Raw genomic sequence first — 17646 nt, 5'->3', positions numbered from 1 at the left:
ATTACCCACCGTCACTTTCAAGTTTTACTATTTTATTTGGGTTTAAAATATTTAGCGGATCGAGAGCAACTTTAATTTTTTCCATAATTCGAAGAGCCTCGCCATGTTCTGCCGCCTGATACTTTTGTTTTCCGACACCTACCCCATGCTCACCAGTGCAAGTTCCTTTTCGTTCGAGAGCATAAAGAACAATCTTTTCATTATAGTTCTGTGCCTTCAGTACCTCCTCGGGATTATTCATATCAATCATGAGCAGAGCATGAAAATTTCCGTCTCCGACATGACCAGTAAGTCCTCCTGTTAATCCGATAGCATCGAGCTCCTGACGAGCAAATATAACCGCATCGGCCAATTCTGAAATAGGAACACACACATCTGTAACCATCATTTTCTTACCGACGTTTCCGTGAATATAAGCATAAGCTAAATTATGCCTAGCATCCCAAAGCTTTGTTCGTGCGGTATTATCTGTTTCAAATTGAATATCATCACAGCCATGGTCTTTTACAATTTCTTGGGTAAACTCGACATCTTGAGTGAGTCCAGCTTCATTGCCGTGGAATTCTAAAAACAACGTAGGCTTTTCAGCATAATCAGTTTCACTAAAATGATTAACTTGACGAATCGAGCTCTCATCCACAAGTTCTACACGTGCGATGGGAATACCCGCCTGTAATATTGAAGTTACAGCTTCAACTGCATTTTTGACCGTAGGAAAGGTTGCTCTAGCAGCAGTTGTAAATTCAGGAATGCCATACACCTTTAAAGTTAGTTCTGTAAAGCATCCTAAAGTGCCCTCTGATCCAACGAATAATCCGTTCAAATGAAAACCAGAAGCAGATTTAGCTGCCAAATTACCTGTATGCATGATTGTTCCATCAGCAAGCACTACCTCTAAATCTCTTACTTGATCTCTCATTACTCCATATTTGACGGTGGTAGTTCCGCTAGCATTAGTCGCAGCCATGCCCCCAAGAGTTGCATCTGCACCAGGGTCAACAGAGAAGAACAGGCCATATTTTTTTAATTCTTTGTTAAGCTGCGTTCTCGTAACACCTGGTTGGACCTTCACCAGTAAATCGTTTTCTCTTATCTCTAAAATTTTGTCCATCAATGAAAAGTCAATGGTAATACCATTTTCGTAGGGTATGACATGACCCTCTAAACTTGTTCCACGTCCAAAAGGTACTACTGGAACTTTAAGTCTACTAGCAGTCTTCATAATATTACTAACGTCTGTTGCGCTTCTAGGGAAAACGACAACGTCTGGTAAACTTATAGAGTGATAGGATTCATCTTTCCCATGTAATTCTCTAATAGTTTGATTGATGGAAATCTGGTCTTGCTCTAGATGTTCACTCAATGCTTCTACAATATTTTCCACCATAATGTTCATACACTTCGCCTCTTTGCTATAATTTAAATATAATATCTTTTGAAACTTTTCTAATTATTCAAACTCATAGAGTAATTATATACAGTATATCGGAGAAATCAAGGATAATTTTCGCAAAAGTTAAATTAATTTAGTGGTTTAGTGAATTAAAATAACTAGTTTTATATTTTATTAAATAAGGAGAATATTATGATAGAAAATGGACTAATTGTTTATCATATTGTTACGAGGAAAAAGATGAAGGTAGGACAGATAATTAATTTTGAAGAGAATCAAAGGAATACTTTGTATAGGTTCTTTTTTGAAAGAGAGCATTTAAATTCTAAAGGTGAGGATTTTATAAAAATTTTTCAGAACCAATTTACGGATGAAGGGTTGAAATTAACTAAAGAAGATTCAGAAGTAGGACGTCAATATTTTGACCAAACAACTAGAGCAATACGAGAAACGGTAGCAGAAATGGTGAGATTAGAAGAATACCCGGATTACCCTTCTAGACTTTCTTGTTTATATGCGACGAAAAACTTTGAGGATGCTTTAAAATGGGTGGAAATATTTAATTCCTATAATCGGCAGGTTTTACAACTTGTTAGCTTAAGAGTTTTTGGTAAATCCTTTGAGGGAGATGCTAGCCTTTTGCCAAAGGAGGATGGAGCCTCGTTTTCAAGAAAAATTGAACAAGCAAGAGATTACTGGAAGGGAAACGTAAAAAGTGAATTACCTGAGCTGTTAGTAGACGGAAAAATTGAAGTGATAGAGATTATAAAAGAGTATACATGATGGGGATAAGGTGAAAATTTGGTACGACACTATGGACCAAAGTTTGCCTAGCTCTGGTCATGGAACTAATATTGAATTAATAAATAGACCGTAGACTAAGTCTACGGTCTGAACAATTACTTAAACTTATTGAGCAAATGCAGTAGAAACATTATTTAGCATTGCTTGTTTGCTCGATTCATCAGCAGTTTTCCACCATTTTTCAAAAATTACGCCAAGACCAGGTAGTAAATGTTCTTCTCCTCGGTTAATCGCATCTTCCACGACTTCTTTAATATCTGTAGCGGAATTTCCTTTTAGGTTTGCTGCTATTGCTTCTCGAATTTGAAAATCCATTTTCATCACTCCTTTTCTTTATCTTTCCCAATGTCTTGCCACGTATACATGATTTTGATAAATTCGTGGAAGATAAATATGAAGTAATAGATTAACGTGATATAATTTTTTTACAAAAGAAAAGATGCTGTATTATTTTTTGTGCGGTATATAAGAAAAAGGCGGTACATAACATGAAACGAATTGAATCTCCACAAAATTCCTTAGTTAAACATTGGAAGAAATTACTTAGTGTTCGAAAAGAGCGAGACAAAACAGGAGAATTTATCATTGAAGGATATCATTTAGTCGAGGAAGCAATTAAACAAAAAGAAAATGTTTTAACTATTATGCTAAGTGATACTAGTGAAATTCCTGTAACATGGGACGTTGATAATCTGGAAATCGTTGAGATTAATGATGTTATCAAAAAAGAGCTTGCCGAAACAGAGCATACTCAAGGGATTTTTGCACATTGTAAACAAAGTACAGCTAAGTTAGATGAACAGGGAAGTTGGAAAAGGCTGTTATTGATTGATGCGGTTCAAGACCCTGGAAATATTGGTACGATGATTCGTACAGCCGACGCTGCTGGAATAGACGCAGTCATTCTTGGCAAAGGATCAGCAGATGCTTATAATTCCAAAACACTACGATCTGCACAAGGCTCTCATTTTCATATACCTATTTTAAAAGGTGAATTAAGCTATTGGGTGGACCAGCTGAAAGACAAAAATGTAAAAGTATATGGAACAGCATTTGAAAACTCTACTCCGTTCCATGAAGTAGAGAAAAGTGATGCGTTTGCATTGATAGTAGGAAACGAAGGAAGCGGTATTCAAGCGGATTTGTTGGAACAAACCGACCAAAATATTATTGTCCCTTTGTTTGGTCAAGCAGAATCATTAAATGTTGCAGTGGCAACGGGAATTCTTCTTTATGGACTTACTTTGAGATAAATGCCCTTGATGAAATGTTTAAAAGTCCGTATAATAGATAATAATTTAATAAATAAGAAAAGCTGTCATCGGGAAAAGTATATATGAGAATTCGAATGTAGGGATTTTACGCCTTGACTGGAAGCGTAGATGAAGATTTCATATAGAAGTTCACCCCGTTAGCTGCCACCGGGACCAGTATTTACTGTAAAGGTGTGCCGGTGTAGAGCCGTTAGTCGAATTGAGTGATTGCACGTTTTTTTGTGCAATAATCAGGGTGGTACCGCGAAAATAGTCCTCGTCCCTTTTATAGGGGCGAGGATTTTTTATTTTGTCAATTAGGAGGGATTTTTAAAATGGAAGCACAACTTCAACAGTTGAAAGAAGAAGCTCTACAAAAAATTGAAGCTTCACAAAACACAAAAGAATTAAATGACGTGCGAGTTGCATATTTAGGGAAAAAGGGCCCAATCACGGATTTATTAAAGGGAATGGGTAAACTTCCAGCCGAGGAGCGTCCGAAGATGGGGGCACTTGTCAATGTAGTACGAGAGGAAGTAACTAATGTATTAGAAGCCCGTATGACCTTATTACAGGAGCAAGCGATTCAAGAGCAGCTAGAGAAAGAATCTATTGATGTAACTTTACCTGGTCGTCCAGTGAAAACCGGGAATCATCATCCACTTACTCGCGTTGTCGAGGAGATTGAAGATCTATTTTTAAGCATGGGCTATGAAATTGCAGAAGGTCCTGAGGTTGAAAAGGATTACTATAATTTCGAAGCTTTAAACTTACCTAAAGGTCATCCAGCTCGTGATATGCAGGATTCCTTCTACATTTCAGAGGATATTTTGTTACGTACGCATACATCTCCAGTGCAAGCGCGCACAATGGAGGCAAAAGAAGGTCAACCGATTAAAATTATTTGTCCTGGTAAGGTGTATCGTCGTGATAATGATGATGCGACACATTCACACCAATTTACTCAAATTGAAGGTCTAGTAATCGGTGAGAATATCCGTATGAGTGATTTAAAAGGTACATTATCTTTATTCGCGAAGAAGATGTTCGGAGAGGATCGCGAAATTCGTTTGCGTCCAAGTTTCTTCCCATTCACAGAACCATCTGTAGAGATGGATATCTCTTGCTTTAAGTGTGGAGGTAGCGGCTGTAACGTATGTAAGAAGACTGGCTGGATTGAAATACTAGGAGCAGGTATGGTTCATCCTAACGTCCTTGAGATGGCTGGCTATGATTCTAAAAAGCTTTCTGGTTTTGCATTTGGTATGGGGCCAGAGCGTATTGCAATGTTGAAATATGGAGTGGAAGATATTCGTCATTTCTATACAAATGATGTGCGTTTCTTATCGCAATTCCACCGAACAGAAGTGTAAGGAGGAAATGACATGTTAGTATCGACGAAATGGTTATCAGAATATGTAAACACACAAGGATTGAATCCAAAGGATTTAGGAGAAAAAATCACACGCTCAGGTATTGAGGTAGATGCAGTAATTGATCGCTCTCAAGGCATGACAAATGTTGTAGTTGGATATGTAAAAGAAAAGGTGAAACATCCGGAAGCTGATAAGTTAAACATCTGTCAGGTAGATGTAGGAGATGAAATCACTCAAATCATTTGTGGTGCTCCTAACGTAGACGCTGGTCAGAAAGTAATCGTTGCTCGTCCTGGTGCAGTGCTACCAGGTGGCATTAAGATTAAGAAAGCAAAGCTACGTGGAGAAGTATCTAACGGTATGATCTGTTCTCTTCAGGAGCTAGGTATAGAAGGCCGCCTTGTCTCAAAAGCATATGCAGAAGGGATTTATGTTCTTCCTGAAACAGCTGTACCAGGTGAAAGCGCACTTCCATTATTAGGCCTGGACGATATAGTGTTAGAACTAGGTTTAACACCAAACCGTTCTGACGCACTAAGTATGCTAGGAGTAGCTTATGAAGTAGGAGCAATTCTTTCTGAAGATATGAAATACCCAGAAGCGGCCTATACAGAAAGCATTGAAAAAGCAGAAGACTATATAAAGCTTCGTGTGGATGCAATAGAAGAAAATCCTTTGTACATTGCGAAGGTTGTAAAAAACGTACAAGTAAAAGAGTCACCACTATGGCTACAAAATCGTCTAATGGCAGCTGGTGTCCGTCCTCATAACAATGTCGTAGATATTACAAACTACGTGTTAATGGAATACGGCCAACCACTTCATGCATTTGACTATGATCGCCTTGCTACAAAGGAAATCGTTGTTCGCCTAGCAAATGAAGAAGAAAAAATTGTTACACTTGATGATCAAGAGCGTACACTTAAATCTAATCATTTAGTTATTACTAATGGTAAAGAACCAGTTGCTCTTGCTGGAGTTATGGGTGGCGCTAATTCAGAGGTTCATGATGGTACAACAACAGTAGTTATCGAGTCTGCGTACTTTACAGCAAGTTCTGTTCGCCAATCTTCTAAAGATCATAATTTACGTAGTGACGCGAGTGCCCGCTATGAAAAAGGTGTCGATCCTAACAGAGTTGTTTTAGCAGCTGAACGTGCAGCTAGCCTATTAGCAGAACTTGCTGGTGGAGAGGTGTTAGCTGGTTCTGTAGTTGTAGATAAGTTAGATAAATCTCCTGCTGAGGTAATCGTATCTCCTGATTTCATCAACAGTCGCTTAGGAATGAAAATTTCTCTAGAAGATATGACATCTATATTAACTCGTTTGAAGTTTGATTTCCAAGTAGCTAATGGATATTTGTATATTAAAGCTCCGACACGTCGCCAGGACATTAAAATCCCAGAGGATATTGTAGAAGAAATCGCTCGTATGTATGGCTATGATGAAATCCCAATGACATTACCAGTGGAAGAATCGAAGCCTGGTGGTTTAACTTCCTACCAAGCAAAACGTCGCCAAGTGCGAGGATTTATGGAAGGTGCAGGACTTTATCAAGCAATCACTTATTCATTAACTTCAAAAGAAATGGCTCAAAAGTTTGCATTAGAATCTGCTCCAGTGACAGAATTATTAATGCCAATGAGTGAGGAACGCAGCACGTTACGTCAAAGCTTAATCCCACATTTGTTGGAAGCTGTAACGTATAACACTGCTCGCCAAGCCGATACAGTTGCATTATATGAAATTGGCTCTGTATTCTTAGGGGAAACGGAATCTGGTCTTCCTCAAGAGCAAGAGCATTTAGCAGGAGTTATTGCTGGTAAATGGGTAGAGCATAGCTGGCAAGGTGAGAAGAAGAGCGTAGATTTCTTCGTGCTTAAAGGAATTGTGGAAGGTTTGATGGATCTCCTTGGACACACTGAGGATTTAACATTTGTACGTACAGTTGTTGAAGGTATGCATCCAGGAAGAACTGCATCCATTCAATTAGCAGGTGTAGAAATAGGTATTATCGGACAATTACACCCAGCAGAACAAAAAGCCCGCGACTTAAAAGAAACGTATGTGTTCGAATTGAATTTAGTAAAAGTATTAAATAAAGAAGTAGAAACATTATATTATGCACCAGTTTCTAAATTCCCATCTATTACTCGGGATATTGCAATAGTAGTGGAACGTGAAAAAGCTGCTGGAGAGCTCCAAGCGATTATCCAGCAATCAGGCGGAAAACTGTTGAAGGCTGTGCATCTCTTCGATTTATATGAAGGCGAAAAAATGGAACCAGGCAAAAAATCAATTGCATTCTCTCTAACATACTTCGATCCGGAACGAACACTGACTGACGAAGAAGTAGTCAATGCTCACAACAAAGTTCTAAAAGCACTTGCTGAACAAGCAGGAGCAGAGCTAAGAGGATGATTGAATAAAAGAAAAAGGAGCAGCCCTTAAATTGGTGCTGCTCCTTTTTATAGCTATGTGAAGGGGAACAGTGATGTACTTAAACTAACACAGTAGTTAAGCTGACCATTCAATCGACCCTTACGTTTGTGGGTTTTTGGGGTGAAGAAATACCAGGACTTTTCCATCCTGAGCATCATTAGAATATCGCTCTGCTTCATCATCCGGGACTCCGATTTCCATAAGAGCATGTTTTAATCCACCAGCACCAGAGTTGGCCCCTACGACTGCGCCTCCAATTGTTGTAATGATAGGACCTGCAGCCAACACAGCGCCAAATCCGGGAATCAATACTGTAGATAACCCTGCTATAACTCCCGCTATGCCAATTGCTCCTCCAGTTAAAGCTCCCGCAATGGCTCCATCTTTAGTGGAGGGTTTTACTTCCTGTGTAATTTCAGAAAGTTCCTTTGTATTTTTAGCAATAATTGAAATTTCATCAGTTGTATAACCTTTATCTTTTAAATCTTTAACAACTTCAGCTGCTTGTTGTTCGTTTTCGTATACGCCAATAACATGATTCTCCATAAAAAATTACCTCCTGTTTGCTTTAACTAATATTCTTTACCCTTTCTTTAGTTTTTCTAGACATATTTCCACTTTCCATAATTGGGTAAATGATTCTATAATTAAATTACTGCATTAATTTCATAGGAAATACATTAAGATGAGTTAGCTTGCTCCTTCTTCATTAGGTGACTAAACCCTGCAATGATCACTGGTATCAAAAAATATTATTTAAATCATCCCTTTTTTATTTCACTGGCCTGTTGCGTTGTTTTAGTTATTTTCTTCTCTATCTCTATAGTTATTTAATAATCAGTTAAGGTAATGTATGGCAGGCACTATCCTTCCGTTTTATGATAATCATCGCTTAATAAATTTAGAAAAAACAAAGAGGTCATAGTATGAATTCGTTTAAACCAAGCAAGCCAATAAAAGCAATACCCAACATAAAAGAAATTTTGAATAAACAGCTTATTCTTTCGAAGTCTTTAACACAAAGTGAAGCAGATAATTTTCTTCCGAAGCAATGGTTTTGTAGTCTAGATATTGGGGAGTGGGAAGAGGTAGAAATATTTGTTCAAGGGGATACAGAAGATCCTTCAGAAGAATTTATTGAACTGGCAGGGGAAATATTCTCTCAGTTGCCTCAGCACATTAACCGTGCATTAAATTATTTGAAGATATTCTTTCCAACTCATGAGATAGAAGACTATTATCTAGCTACCATATCCTTTGGAAGGATGATCAATTTTGATGATCATCTGTTTTCAGGATTTACAGTAGCCTTTTATAGCGAACGTCCACATGAATTTCAGTATAAGGTAAAATTGAAAAAAGATGGTTGGCCGATTGGCTTTGAAGGTGGACCATTATAAATTAATGATGCAGATTACATATTCTTTAAGATTAAATGAATATGAATATTAAAATAAGGAGGTTGTGTAGAAAATGGGTTTTTTTAACCGTCTTTTTAGGAAAATAGAAGATGTTAATAAGGGAGAGACAGCTGTTTCTGAATTGGAATCTGAGTTTTACATAGAGTCGACTGTAGAAGATGCAATGGAATATTGGGTGGAAATGGCACAGAATATTATTGTAAACACGGTTAAAGCAACTAATAATACTGTAGAACGTGCCTTTGTATTGGTGGATTTAGGTGAACAACCATCCTTCGACATTTTTTATCAAATAGATGGCGGTTTAGTTATGTGGGATCAACTTGACAGTCAATCTATTAAAGAAAAAATTGAAAACGAATTACTACCTCAAGCATCAAATGTTGCCACTGCTGTAAATGACAATTTTACTCAAGCGGAGCATCCTAACATTGCATATGCTGAGCTACAATTTGAATGGCTAACAGGTGCGTGGTTTTCTCATATAATTTGGGAAGATGATAAGGATTCAAAGCTACCTAAGGATGAGATTTTAAATAAATGGTTCGATACATTGAGTAAGGAAATCCAATCCAAGCCGTTAGACAGTGATAGTAAACTAGCATGGTATCCATAAAGTTTTTGTAATTGGATAATGTAACTTATGTTCCACATAGTAAGAGTGAATAAAAATGATATTAGTTTTAGACTGTTACATACTCAAATCGAGTGTTAGCAGTCTTTTTTTGTTGGATTAATTTAACACTAGTGGAAGAAAAAATTATCTCGTTCTTTTATTATGGTTTATACCATCTAAGCAGGGGTAATAAAGTAATAGCAAATTTTTAATAATTTACTTATTTTATTAATAATGTTTGCAAATACAAAAAGATGGAGGGGTTGGATGGGTTTAGCTTTTTGGACATGGACAGTTACAATCACGTTATCTATAGTCTTCATTGGAATGTCATTCCTGTTTAAGAAAAAAGCGGATACTAGCTTTGCACATTACGCGATTGCTGGAGGTACATTACCCTTTTTTCTATTACTGTTCACAGATATCGCAACTATTATGGGAGTTGGAAATTTTGTTGGACATTCATCCAAGGGGTATGAGATTGGAATAGCAAATGTGCCCTTTGTCATTGGCGAACAAGGAGCAAAAATTTTGTTCGCTCTAATATTTGCAGGATTTGCAGCAAAATTTACATATAATACGTTAGCAGAAATGATGGACGATTTAATAATAAGAGATAGGTATTCTCGTAGTTTAATAGCTATTTTAACTTCATCTATTATGATTGCTTGGGTTAGTGGTCAGGCAATGGGGATGGGAGCGCTATTTTCAGCTTTCACAGGTGCCGACCCGCTATTGATGATTTTAGTTTTTTCTGCAGTATTCATCATCTACACTGCTGTTGGCGGTATGTATTCCGTTGTATGGACCGATCTAATACAGGGAGGGATACTCATTGCAATTGCAGTTTGGTTTTACATACAAGTATTCGATAAAGTTGATTTTAGTTATTCGACACTTAAGGGTGGCTTAGAAAATGTTGGAGCTATCGAGTTAGCACAAATGAATCTATCAGCTGTGGAGGTAATTTCTCTGTTTGTAACGGGTACGTTGGGAATATTAGCTGCACAGGTATATTGGCAGCGGTGTTTTGCTTCGAAAAACCCTAAAGCGGCTAGTCGTGCAATGCTAATAAGTGGAGTAGTCGCGATAATTTTCACGATATTTGCCACAATCGCAGGTATGGTTGTAAAATTGCAAAACCCAAATTTGGCAGCAGACGAAGCAATCTCGTGGTTAATTCTTGAGGAAATGACTCAATTAGCTGCTCTTGCCTTTTTCATCATGATTTTCTTGGCAGCCATCTCTAGTGCCTCCTCACTTCTACATTCTGCTGCAGTAGTTATTGTAAATGACTTAGTCATTCCAAATATGAAGCCAAAAGAAGATTCCTATTATTTAAGGTTAACGAGGATAGGGGTCATTGTTATTGGAGCTTTTACTATTGGAACAGCCATTTGGGCAGACTCTATTATCGATTTATTTTCCATGGCCTATTCCATGGCGGGAGGTGGAGTTGTTCCAGTATTAATAGTAGGGCTACTTTGGAAAAAGAGGAAAGGTCAAGAGTTTACGATGGGGACAAGTAATAGTCAAGTTTCCGTTTGGGGAGCGAGGATCGGTATCATAGCTGGCTCTATAGTATCACTTACCATAGGAATTTTATGGGGTGTGATAATATCGGTTTTATTAACTATGATTACCTCAAAAATAATGCCTAATTCAAGTGAAACATCTGTAGAGGCATAAAAATATCCCTATCCGATTTGGTAATCGGTATAGAGTTATTTTTTGGTTTAGGCTCGAAATGTTGCAATGGCTAGCCCTTCCTTTAAAATAGAGGTACTAAGTAAATTATTTTGAATAGGTGATAATATGCCAGCAATAACGTTTGAGCAAGAATTTATATTAAATGAACATCGAATATACACGTCTAAGCCGCTTCGAACTCTTTTTACATTAGAGCGACTAAGTAAGGAATTTTTCCAGGATGATTTTTCAAAGTTGATGCAGGGGATTACCGAAGCAAAAAACCAAGTAGCAGCTGTTTCCCATTTTGCTAAAAGATACGGTATGTTTTTTGCCAATCAATTTTACATGCTGGCTGCTTACGACATGGTTTGGGATGGCAAGCACACAGAGCTTCATTTCGATGTTACAAAGGAATATGGTGCATATACTATAGCTATGTTCATCAATCCAAATGATTTTCGTTACGTGAAGGAAGAAGAGAGAGAAGAGGTCATCCGAAAGATTTTAAGTAAGCAAGGATATGAAATAGTACAGCAGTTAAGAAATACAACAAGTATTTCACCGCTAATCATTTGGGAAAGCTTTTTCGTTCATCTTGTTAATCAGTATGAGAAGCTCTTAGAAGATCCTTCTACCGCTGGTCAAGCTATGGATGATATTGAAATACTCGAGAACCCAGAGGTGTGGAAATTATTCTCCACTAAATCTCTATTCTACGAATACACTCAAGGTAGAAATCCAGCAGTATTAGTAAATCAGCCTATTCGTAGAAGCTGTTGTATGTCTATGGATTTACCAGGTCAAGGAGCATGCGGCTACTGTCCTAAAACAAATAAATAAATTACATTCTATCCCAAAATAGAGCCCTGCCACAAAGGCAGGGCTTGTTCTATGGAGAAATCTTTTTGTGACTGATCCACCAATCTATATGGTCTAAATTAAAGGCTATAATGTCTCCGATTGGTCTAAGATGTGGTATTTCTTTATTTAGCATAAGCTGATGGATTTGTTCTTCTGTTAGTGGATAGCCAACAGAATCTAGATATGTCATTAATTTTTTTACTCCATAGACTCTTCTCAACTAATCACCTCCCACCAAAAGCTCTTACCTTCAAAGAAAGAAATCTTAGTGAGACGTATTAATCGATAGATTTGTTAAATATATACCCCATAAAACTAAAGATAATCCTATAATTATCGAACAACAGTTTGCTAAAAATTTAAAATATTATTAAAAATGAAATCATACATTTGATATAATTCTAATAAAGCTCCTAGAAGATATGTGAGCAACAAATTTCAGTATACAGGAAGATTGATAAGTAATGAAAAGAGTAGATGTAGTCTATGGCTTGATTGCCGATGCAAATGAGGAGAATTTTTTAATGGTCCGGAACACTGGGGCTAGCTGGACACTTCCTGGAGGTGCGGTGGAGAATGGAGAAACATTGGAGCAGGCTATTGTAAGAGAGGTCCAAGAAGAAACAGGGTTAATGACAGAGGTAGAGAGAGTAATAGCACTTAATGAAGCATTTTTTCAACATAAGAACAGTCATGTATTGTTTGTGACATTCAAGATGAAAATTATTGCTGGTGAATGTTGCATAATAAATCCAGAAGAAATTGAAGAATTAAGATGGATGGATAAGCAAACTGTAGATAACAAGATGCCCTATCAACCTGGAGGTATTAACAGCTTGTTAAAATCAGCAGCGCCATATATATATCAAAAAAATTAGGAGGATATGATATTGTTTAATTTGTTTAAAAATGAAAATACAAAAGATACTAATTTGAATGAAAGGGATTTTATTAATGAGGAGGACGGCTTAGGAGTGGGCATACTCATCCACTATACTCCGATTGCCGTTTATATGTATTTATCTACTGATATATTAATAGAAAATGGTGATACCTTGTATGATTCCAAGCATAGAGAAATCATTGTCCAAGGTAACAGTGTGTCTATTACATTAAACGATAAAAGTGAAATCCCAGAAATTATCGATTTATATGGTTTAAATAATAATAATTTGCCTTTAATCACAATTGATGTCACATTGTCCTATTAGAGGATGCGTAAATGATGAAAAGAAAGTACGGTAATCGTTCGGATTGGTCTAGAATTTTAAAGAGACAATATATTTTTAAAGATACTTTTTCAGAGCAATTTACTGGAGGAATCTCTCTTTTACATTTAGTTGAAATTGGAGAACCTTTATGGGTGAATTATGACTCTCAGAAGATTTGTATTGTAGACGATGGATATATGTGGCTTCAACAATATCCAAATGAAGAAAATTATACGGTAACAACGATGTTTAATCATAACGGAGAAGTAGTTCAATGGTATATAGATATTTGCTATAAACACGGAGTGGACTATAACGGACCATGGTGGGATGACTTATTTTTAGATATCATTGTCCTCCCATCAGGAGATTATTACCTTATAGACGAAGATGAGCTTGAAGAGGCTTTACTTAAAGGACAAATAAATTACCAACAGTATAACCATGCAAAACAGACAGCTGATAAAATTATGGGTGAACTAAAAGAAAATAAATTTGATATATTAAAACAGTCGAATGCTCATAAGAACCTATTGCTAGAGCTTCTAGAGTAAAGTGAGGATAAACATGAGAAAAGTTGAAGTCATTGAATATTCAAAGGATTGGGCTTTACTCTTTGAGCAAGAATCAAAGACGTTAAATGAGATTTTCAAGGAAGAGTTACTTGAAATACATCATATAGGAAGTACTTCAGTAGAAGGACTCTCAGCAAAGCCAATTATAGATATGATGCCGGTAGTACGTGATATTGAGAAGGTCGATTTATTCAATCAACAAATGATTCAGCAAGGGTATACACCAAAAGGAGAAAATGGTTTACCTGGTCGACGTTACTTTCAAAAGGGGGAAAATAATCGAACACATCATATACATATTTATGAACAAGGGAATCCAGAAATAGAGAGACATCTTGTCTTTCGAGATTATTTAAAGGTACACCCCGTGGATTTAAATAGATATGGAGAACTAAAGAGCAAACTTGCTAAACTGTTTCCCTTTGATATTGAGAGCTATATTAATGGAAAAGATAAGATTGTTCAAGAAATAGAGGAAAACGCTCAGCGCTGGAAAAAAAGGATACAACTAAATTTTCATAGACCCTTTGGTGTCTATGGTATATGCGTGCAGGAAAAGAAGCTCCTAGTCATTGAAAAGAATAGTGGGCCTTATATCAACCGCTATGATCTTCCAGGGGGAAATTTAGAACCTAGGGAATCACTTAAAGAGGCAGTCCAGAGAGAATTTTTAGAGGAAACGGGGTTATTAATAGATGTACTTGAACAGATAGGAACTGCTGATTTTATGATTCATACAGATTGGAGAGAAGGTACGGCCGTACATCATATTGCAGTTTTTTATTTAGTAGAGCAAACAGGGGGTTCCATAACAAAGCCTCTTCTTTTTGAAGGTCAAGACTCTTTAGGGGCTGTTTGGATTGCTGAAGAGGAAGCAACTAAGGAAAATTCATCTCCTTTAGTACTAAAAGCTTTTGAATGGCTGCGTACAAAAAAGTTTTCTATAGAAGCTACTTATTATGAACAATGGCAAGTAAAGAAAAACTAGTGTGAAAGAGAGGATTCCTATTATGGACAATACTTTTATTAGAGCGTTAGATTTAAAATTCCCTATCATTCAAGCGCCAATGGCTGGTGGGGCGACAACCTCTGCTTTAGTAAGCGCTGTCTCCAATCAAGGAGCACTCGGCATGATTGGCGCAGGGTATTTAAAACCAGATGATTTACGCCATCAGATAAAACAAGTGAAATCAGAAACTAACGCAAGTTTCGGAGTAAATTTGTTTGTGCCTGAACATTATGAGATTAAAGAAGAACAGATAGAAAAATCAAAACGACTAATAGAGACCTATGAGCTTCTTTTAAATCAACAGGTTGGAGAGCCTTCTCTACCTAATCGAGAAACTGAAATGTGTATCTATGAAGAGTTAATACAGGTTGTCTTGGATGAGAACGTACCTGTCTGCTCCTTTACCTTTGGGATACCATCTAAAGAAACTATACAAACATTTAAACGTCAAGGAGTTTTTACGATTGGTACTGCTACTAATGTATCTGAAGCAATAGCCGTTGAAAGTTTAGGAATGGATGCGGTAGTTGTTCAGGGGAGTGAGGCAGGGGGCCATCGAGGGAATTTCCTATGCGATTCCAACGAAAGCATGATTGGTTTAATAGCTCTTGTTCCTCAAGTGGTAGACCAAGTAGACATTCCAGTTATTGCTGCAGGTGGAATAATGGACGGTAGAGGGCTATCTTCCGCGCTCTGTTTAGGAGCAGAGGCAGTACAAATGGGGACTGCATTCTTAACCTGTAAAGAAAGTGGGGCACATCCAGTACATCAACAAGCAATACTTCTAGCAAAAAGTGAGGACATAGTAACCACGAAGGCATTTTCAGGTAAGGATGCTAGAGGAATTGAAAATCAGTTTATGAAGGAAATGAAAGAGCACGAAGCAGTTCTTCCTCCATTTCCTGTACAAAATGCTCTTACACAAAATTTAAGAAAATTAGCCTCTCAACAAAAAAATCCAGAGTTCATGTCTCTTTGGTCTGGACAAGGCCCAACATTAGCGAGAGAAGAAACAGTTGAACAGCTTATTAACCGTGTTGCAAATGAGGCGGCTTTAATATTAGATAGGATTAGGCTTTAAAAGAGCTCAGAAAAAAGGAGGTTCATAGTAATTCCATGAACCTCCCCAGATAATACAATATTGTATTTAAAAGCACTGCACATTACGAATCTAATGTAATATGGTTTCCTTATTCGGTCTATATTCATAAACAGGCTCTTCCTGCTGGGTATCATCGAACCATTTTAGTCCCAGATATGTAAAACCAGCTCGTTCTAAAATTTTGAGGGATCCTGCGTTTTCTATACTAGCAGAAGCAGACACAATAAGAACATTTGGATGATTCCTTACGATGTCCATACAAGCAGCTACCGCTTCAGTTGCATATCCTTTCCCCCAAGATTTCTTATTAAAATGATAGATTAATTCTACTTCTTCTATTTTATCCTCGACGTTGAAGCCAGCTGCTCCAATAATCTCTCCCGAGCTTTTTTCCATCACAGCATAAACAGACAAATTTTTCTCTTCATGACATTCGCGATAAAACTCTATAGTTCTAGGTAATGCTTCATGGGAAGATGCTCCTCCACATGATTTCATCACGTCGTTGTCTCCCCAAAACAGCTTATCTGAATCCAAAAATCTTTCTTCGAATACTACAAGGCATAATCTTTCTGTTTCACCTACTATGTTCATTCATTTCCCCTCCACACGTTAAAATTTTCTTTTTTGAACAAGTTTCATGGCTTTTTGTGTATTTGCAAAATGCCATTTTGTAATAGATTTAAGGAATTCCTCTCCATGCTTCAAATAAATTTTTGCAGCTGTTTCATCCACTTTTGCACTAGCTCCTTTTGGAATAGTGGTATGTGCTATTTCCGTAAGACGGTCCATTTCCTTCAAGAAAGCATATCTTGCTATAATGGAAGCTGCAGCGACTGAAACGTGTAATTGCTCTGCCTTTGTCGAAAACAAAACATTTTCACGTATGATTTCCTTCTCCATTTTGATATGGTTGTAATAAATACCACGCTCTGCAAACTGATCAATTAATATGTAAGCGGGCTTTTCTGGCTCTATTTTATTTAAAACATGCTTTAAGGCTTGGTTATGCATCATTGCTTTAATTTTACCCTGGGACCAGCCTCGACCTTGAATTTCGTTATACTTTTCATTTTTTAATACGAGCACACTATGGGACAATGTTTTCATCAGGTCTGGGGCAATTCGACGCATCAGCTCATCTGTTAGCATTTTGGAATCCTTAACTCCCAGTTCTCTCACAAGTTCTACTTGATGTGCAGGTACATAGCAGGCTGCTACAGTAATGGGACCAAAATAATCTCCAGTGCCTGTTTCATCAGAACCGATCACGGATAATGTGGTGAAGTTTTCCGGGAGAATGTCACCTTTTGACGAACTGCTCTTTATAGGATTTGCTGGAGAAATGTTTCCGCTCCAAAGAGCTGCCTCTCTAGAAGCACCGTTTCCTTGAAACATTACCTTTCCTGATTTATAAATGGTGATGGCTGTATCTACAAGCTTAGCAGCGAAAACTACCCCTGGTGCAGAGCGTTCGATTTTGAATTTTAAGTAATGTGCCTTCACTTTTTCTATTTCGTTAGCTGGCAATAATAAAACTTCATTTGACATTCATATTGTTCCTTTCTTCACAACGTAATCTATTTCGTGTTATTATTATACATAGGATTTTCTGGGGGAGGGTATGTCTTTGTCAGAACAAGAGAAAACAAGGATTTCTGTCGATATTTATGGACAGAATTATAAAATGGCAGGAACTGAAACATCTGGTCATATGAGACTCGTTGCCTCCATCGTAGATGATAAAATGAGAGAAATACACTCTCATAATAGACAGCTAGATATCGCAAAATTAGCAGTGCTTACCGCTGTTAATGCAGTAAACGATTACATAAAAGTAAAAGAACAGCTAGAACTTCTAGAAGAAGAATTGAAAAGGCTAAAGGACTGA

General features: G+C 37.2%; 21 protein-coding genes, 1 pseudogene and 1 other annotated feature. Of the genes and pseudogenes, 16 read left to right on the top strand and 6 right to left on the bottom strand.

The annotated features are described in order from the left end of the window. Nucleotide 1: 1 nt before the first annotated feature. The gene (locus MHB55_RS13415) at nt 2-1396 is read right to left on the bottom strand and encodes an FAD-binding oxidoreductase (protein ID WP_144535475.1); all 1395 of its coding nucleotides are present in this window, start codon (nt 1394-1396) and stop codon (nt 2-4) included. Nucleotides 1397-1585: 189 nt separating this feature from the next. On the opposite strand from MHB55_RS13415, the gene MHB55_RS13410 reads away from it, so the two are divergent. Next, a complete protein-coding gene (locus MHB55_RS13410) occupies nt 1586-2176 on the top strand; it encodes a DUF2441 domain-containing protein (protein WP_340863424.1) in 591 nt (196 codons plus the stop codon). A 31-nt stretch (nt 2177-2207) separates the two neighbouring features. Beyond that, the gene (locus tag MHB55_RS22290; RefSeq protein ID WP_445678252.1) at nt 2208-2270 is read left to right on the top strand and encodes a hypothetical protein; all 63 of its coding nucleotides are present in this window, start codon (nt 2208-2210) and stop codon (nt 2268-2270) included. A gap of 32 nt (nt 2271-2302) precedes the next feature. Here MHB55_RS22290 and sspI read toward each other — a convergent pair whose 3' ends face one another. Beyond that, nucleotides 2303-2512 (bottom strand): small acid-soluble spore protein SspI, encoded by a 210-nt coding sequence (sspI, locus tag MHB55_RS13405; protein ID WP_144535479.1) that lies wholly within the window; start codon nt 2510-2512, stop codon nt 2303-2305. Between the two features lie 173 nt (nt 2513-2685). Here sspI and MHB55_RS13400 point away from each other — a divergent pair, with 173 nt between their 5' ends. The 3 genes from MHB55_RS13400 to pheT all read left to right on the top strand — a co-directional run bounded on the left by MHB55_RS13400 (nt 2686) and on the right by pheT (nt 7247). Then, nucleotides 2686-3450 carry a TrmH family RNA methyltransferase gene (locus tag MHB55_RS13400; protein WP_144535481.1) on the top strand — a complete coding sequence of 255 codons (765 nt, stop codon included), beginning with the start codon at nt 2686-2688 and terminating at the stop codon, nt 3448-3450. 55 nt (nt 3451-3505) lie between these two features. Beyond that, nucleotides 3506-3738 (top strand) — a binding site (T-box leader). Nucleotides 3739-3785: 47 nt separating this feature from the next. Further along, nucleotides 3786-4823 (top strand): phenylalanine--tRNA ligase subunit alpha, encoded by a 1038-nt coding sequence (gene pheS, locus MHB55_RS13395; protein ID WP_340863423.1) that lies wholly within the window; start codon nt 3786-3788, stop codon nt 4821-4823. A gap of 12 nt (nt 4824-4835) precedes the next feature. After that, nucleotides 4836-7247 carry a phenylalanine--tRNA ligase subunit beta gene (gene pheT / locus MHB55_RS13390; RefSeq protein WP_340863422.1) on the top strand — a complete coding sequence of 804 codons (2412 nt, stop codon included), beginning with the start codon at nt 4836-4838 and terminating at the stop codon, nt 7245-7247. A gap of 120 nt (nt 7248-7367) precedes the next feature. Here pheT and MHB55_RS13385 read toward each other — a convergent pair whose 3' ends face one another. Next, nucleotides 7368-7814, bottom strand: a complete 447-nt coding sequence (locus MHB55_RS13385; protein WP_144535488.1) for a general stress protein — start codon at nt 7812-7814, stop codon at nt 7368-7370. A gap of 380 nt (nt 7815-8194) precedes the next feature. Here MHB55_RS13385 and MHB55_RS13380 point away from each other — a divergent pair, with 380 nt between their 5' ends. The 4 genes from MHB55_RS13380 (at nt 8195) to MHB55_RS13365 (ending at nt 11837) form a co-directional block, all read left to right on the top strand. Beyond that, entirely contained in the window at nt 8195-8668 is a 474-nt protein-coding gene (locus tag MHB55_RS13380; protein WP_144535490.1) for a hypothetical protein, read from the top strand. Nucleotides 8669-8741: 73 nt separating this feature from the next. Continuing rightward, complete coding sequence (locus MHB55_RS13375; protein WP_151113585.1) at nt 8742-9305, top strand: hypothetical protein; 564 nt, start codon at nt 8742-8744, stop codon at nt 9303-9305. Nucleotides 9306-9572: 267 nt separating this feature from the next. Continuing rightward, nucleotides 9573-10994 carry a sodium:solute symporter family protein gene (locus MHB55_RS13370; RefSeq protein WP_144535494.1) on the top strand — a complete coding sequence of 474 codons (1422 nt, stop codon included), beginning with the start codon at nt 9573-9575 and terminating at the stop codon, nt 10992-10994. A gap of 126 nt (nt 10995-11120) precedes the next feature. Next, a complete protein-coding gene (locus tag MHB55_RS13365) occupies nt 11121-11837 on the top strand; it encodes a Fe-S oxidoreductase (RefSeq protein WP_144535496.1) in 717 nt (238 codons plus the stop codon). A 49-nt stretch (nt 11838-11886) separates the two neighbouring features. Here MHB55_RS13365 and MHB55_RS13360 read toward each other — a convergent pair whose 3' ends face one another. Continuing rightward, nucleotides 11887-12078: a hypothetical protein gene (locus MHB55_RS13360; protein WP_144535498.1), complete on the bottom strand. Its 192-nt coding sequence runs from the start codon at nt 12076-12078 to the stop codon at nt 11887-11889. A 244-nt stretch (nt 12079-12322) separates the two neighbouring features. Between MHB55_RS13360 and MHB55_RS13355 the strand changes: the two genes are divergently transcribed. The 6 genes and pseudogenes from MHB55_RS13355 (at nt 12323) to MHB55_RS13330 (ending at nt 15734) form a co-directional block, all read left to right on the top strand. Continuing rightward, the gene (locus MHB55_RS13355; protein ID WP_340863421.1) at nt 12323-12736 is read left to right on the top strand and encodes an NUDIX hydrolase; all 414 of its coding nucleotides are present in this window, start codon (nt 12323-12325) and stop codon (nt 12734-12736) included. Between the two features lie 12 nt (nt 12737-12748). Then, nucleotides 12749-13069, top strand: a complete 321-nt coding sequence (locus tag MHB55_RS13350) for a hypothetical protein (protein ID WP_144535502.1) — start codon at nt 12749-12751, stop codon at nt 13067-13069. A gap of 14 nt (nt 13070-13083) precedes the next feature. Further along, a complete protein-coding gene (locus MHB55_RS13345; RefSeq protein ID WP_229654042.1) occupies nt 13084-13623 on the top strand; it encodes a DUF402 domain-containing protein in 540 nt (179 codons plus the stop codon). 13 nt (nt 13624-13636) lie between these two features. After that, a pseudogene (locus tag MHB55_RS13340) lies at nt 13637-14110 on the top strand (GrpB family protein); the annotation flags it as partial. A gap of 36 nt (nt 14111-14146) precedes the next feature. Continuing rightward, on the top strand, nt 14147-14632 hold the full coding sequence (locus tag MHB55_RS13335) for an NUDIX hydrolase (RefSeq protein WP_229654119.1): 486 nt from the start codon (nt 14147-14149) through the stop codon (nt 14630-14632). A gap of 22 nt (nt 14633-14654) precedes the next feature. Continuing rightward, the gene (locus MHB55_RS13330; RefSeq protein ID WP_144535508.1) at nt 14655-15734 is read left to right on the top strand and encodes an NAD(P)H-dependent flavin oxidoreductase; all 1080 of its coding nucleotides are present in this window, start codon (nt 14655-14657) and stop codon (nt 15732-15734) included. Nucleotides 15735-15824: 90 nt separating this feature from the next. Here MHB55_RS13330 and MHB55_RS13325 read toward each other — a convergent pair whose 3' ends face one another. Continuing rightward, nucleotides 15825-16349, bottom strand: coding sequence for a GNAT family N-acetyltransferase (locus MHB55_RS13325; RefSeq protein ID WP_340863420.1), 525 nt, complete (start codon nt 16347-16349; stop codon nt 15825-15827). Between the two features lie 18 nt (nt 16350-16367). Next, complete coding sequence (gene rnhC, locus MHB55_RS13320; protein WP_144535512.1) at nt 16368-17306, bottom strand: ribonuclease HIII; 939 nt, start codon at nt 17304-17306, stop codon at nt 16368-16370. Nucleotides 17307-17385: 79 nt separating this feature from the next. On the opposite strand from rnhC, the gene zapA reads away from it, so the two are divergent. Next, complete coding sequence (zapA, locus tag MHB55_RS13315) at nt 17386-17646, top strand: cell division protein ZapA (protein WP_144535514.1); 261 nt, start codon at nt 17386-17388, stop codon at nt 17644-17646.

The organism is Psychrobacillus sp. FSL K6-1267 (assembly GCF_038003265.1).
In the GTDB taxonomy this organism is placed as follows: domain Bacteria; phylum Bacillota; class Bacilli; order Bacillales_A; family Planococcaceae; genus Psychrobacillus; species Psychrobacillus faecigallinarum.
This window is presented reverse-complemented; position numbering and strand designations above follow the sequence as displayed.

Bases quoted from the DNA above. Each gene is read 5' to 3' on its own strand.
- MHB55_RS13375 (WP_151113585.1), top strand. From the start codon at position 8,742: ATGGGTTTTTTTAACCGTCTTTTTAGGAAAATAGAAGATGTTAATAAG.
- MHB55_RS13345 (WP_229654042.1), top strand. From the start codon at position 13,084: ATGAAAAGAAAGTACGGTAATCGTTCGGATTGGTCTAGAATTTTAAAG.
- sspI (WP_144535479.1), bottom strand. From the start codon at position 2,512: ATGGATTTTCAAATTCGAGAAGCAATAGCAGCAAACCTAAAAGGAAAT.
- MHB55_RS13410 (WP_340863424.1), top strand. From the start codon at position 1,586: ATGATAGAAAATGGACTAATTGTTTATCATATTGTTACGAGGAAAAAG.
- MHB55_RS13385 (WP_144535488.1), bottom strand. From the start codon at position 7,814: ATGGAGAATCATGTTATTGGCGTATACGAAAACGAACAACAAGCAGCT.
- MHB55_RS13380 (WP_144535490.1), top strand. From the start codon at position 8,195: ATGAATTCGTTTAAACCAAGCAAGCCAATAAAAGCAATACCCAACATA.
- MHB55_RS13365 (WP_144535496.1), top strand. From the start codon at position 11,121: ATGCCAGCAATAACGTTTGAGCAAGAATTTATATTAAATGAACATCGA.
- MHB55_RS13355 (WP_340863421.1), top strand. From the start codon at position 12,323: ATGAAAAGAGTAGATGTAGTCTATGGCTTGATTGCCGATGCAAATGAG.
- MHB55_RS13400 (WP_144535481.1), top strand. From the start codon at position 2,686: ATGAAACGAATTGAATCTCCACAAAATTCCTTAGTTAAACATTGGAAG.
- MHB55_RS13325 (WP_340863420.1), bottom strand. From the start codon at position 16,349: ATGAACATAGTAGGTGAAACAGAAAGATTATGCCTTGTAGTATTCGAA.
- MHB55_RS13415 (WP_144535475.1), bottom strand. From the start codon at position 1,396: ATGAACATTATGGTGGAAAATATTGTAGAAGCATTGAGTGAACATCTA.
- pheS (WP_340863423.1), top strand. From the start codon at position 3,786: ATGGAAGCACAACTTCAACAGTTGAAAGAAGAAGCTCTACAAAAAATT.
- MHB55_RS13330 (WP_144535508.1), top strand. From the start codon at position 14,655: ATGGACAATACTTTTATTAGAGCGTTAGATTTAAAATTCCCTATCATT.
- pheT (WP_340863422.1), top strand. From the start codon at position 4,836: ATGTTAGTATCGACGAAATGGTTATCAGAATATGTAAACACACAAGGA.
- rnhC (WP_144535512.1), bottom strand. From the start codon at position 17,306: ATGTCAAATGAAGTTTTATTATTGCCAGCTAACGAAATAGAAAAAGTG.
- MHB55_RS13370 (WP_144535494.1), top strand. From the start codon at position 9,573: ATGGGTTTAGCTTTTTGGACATGGACAGTTACAATCACGTTATCTATA.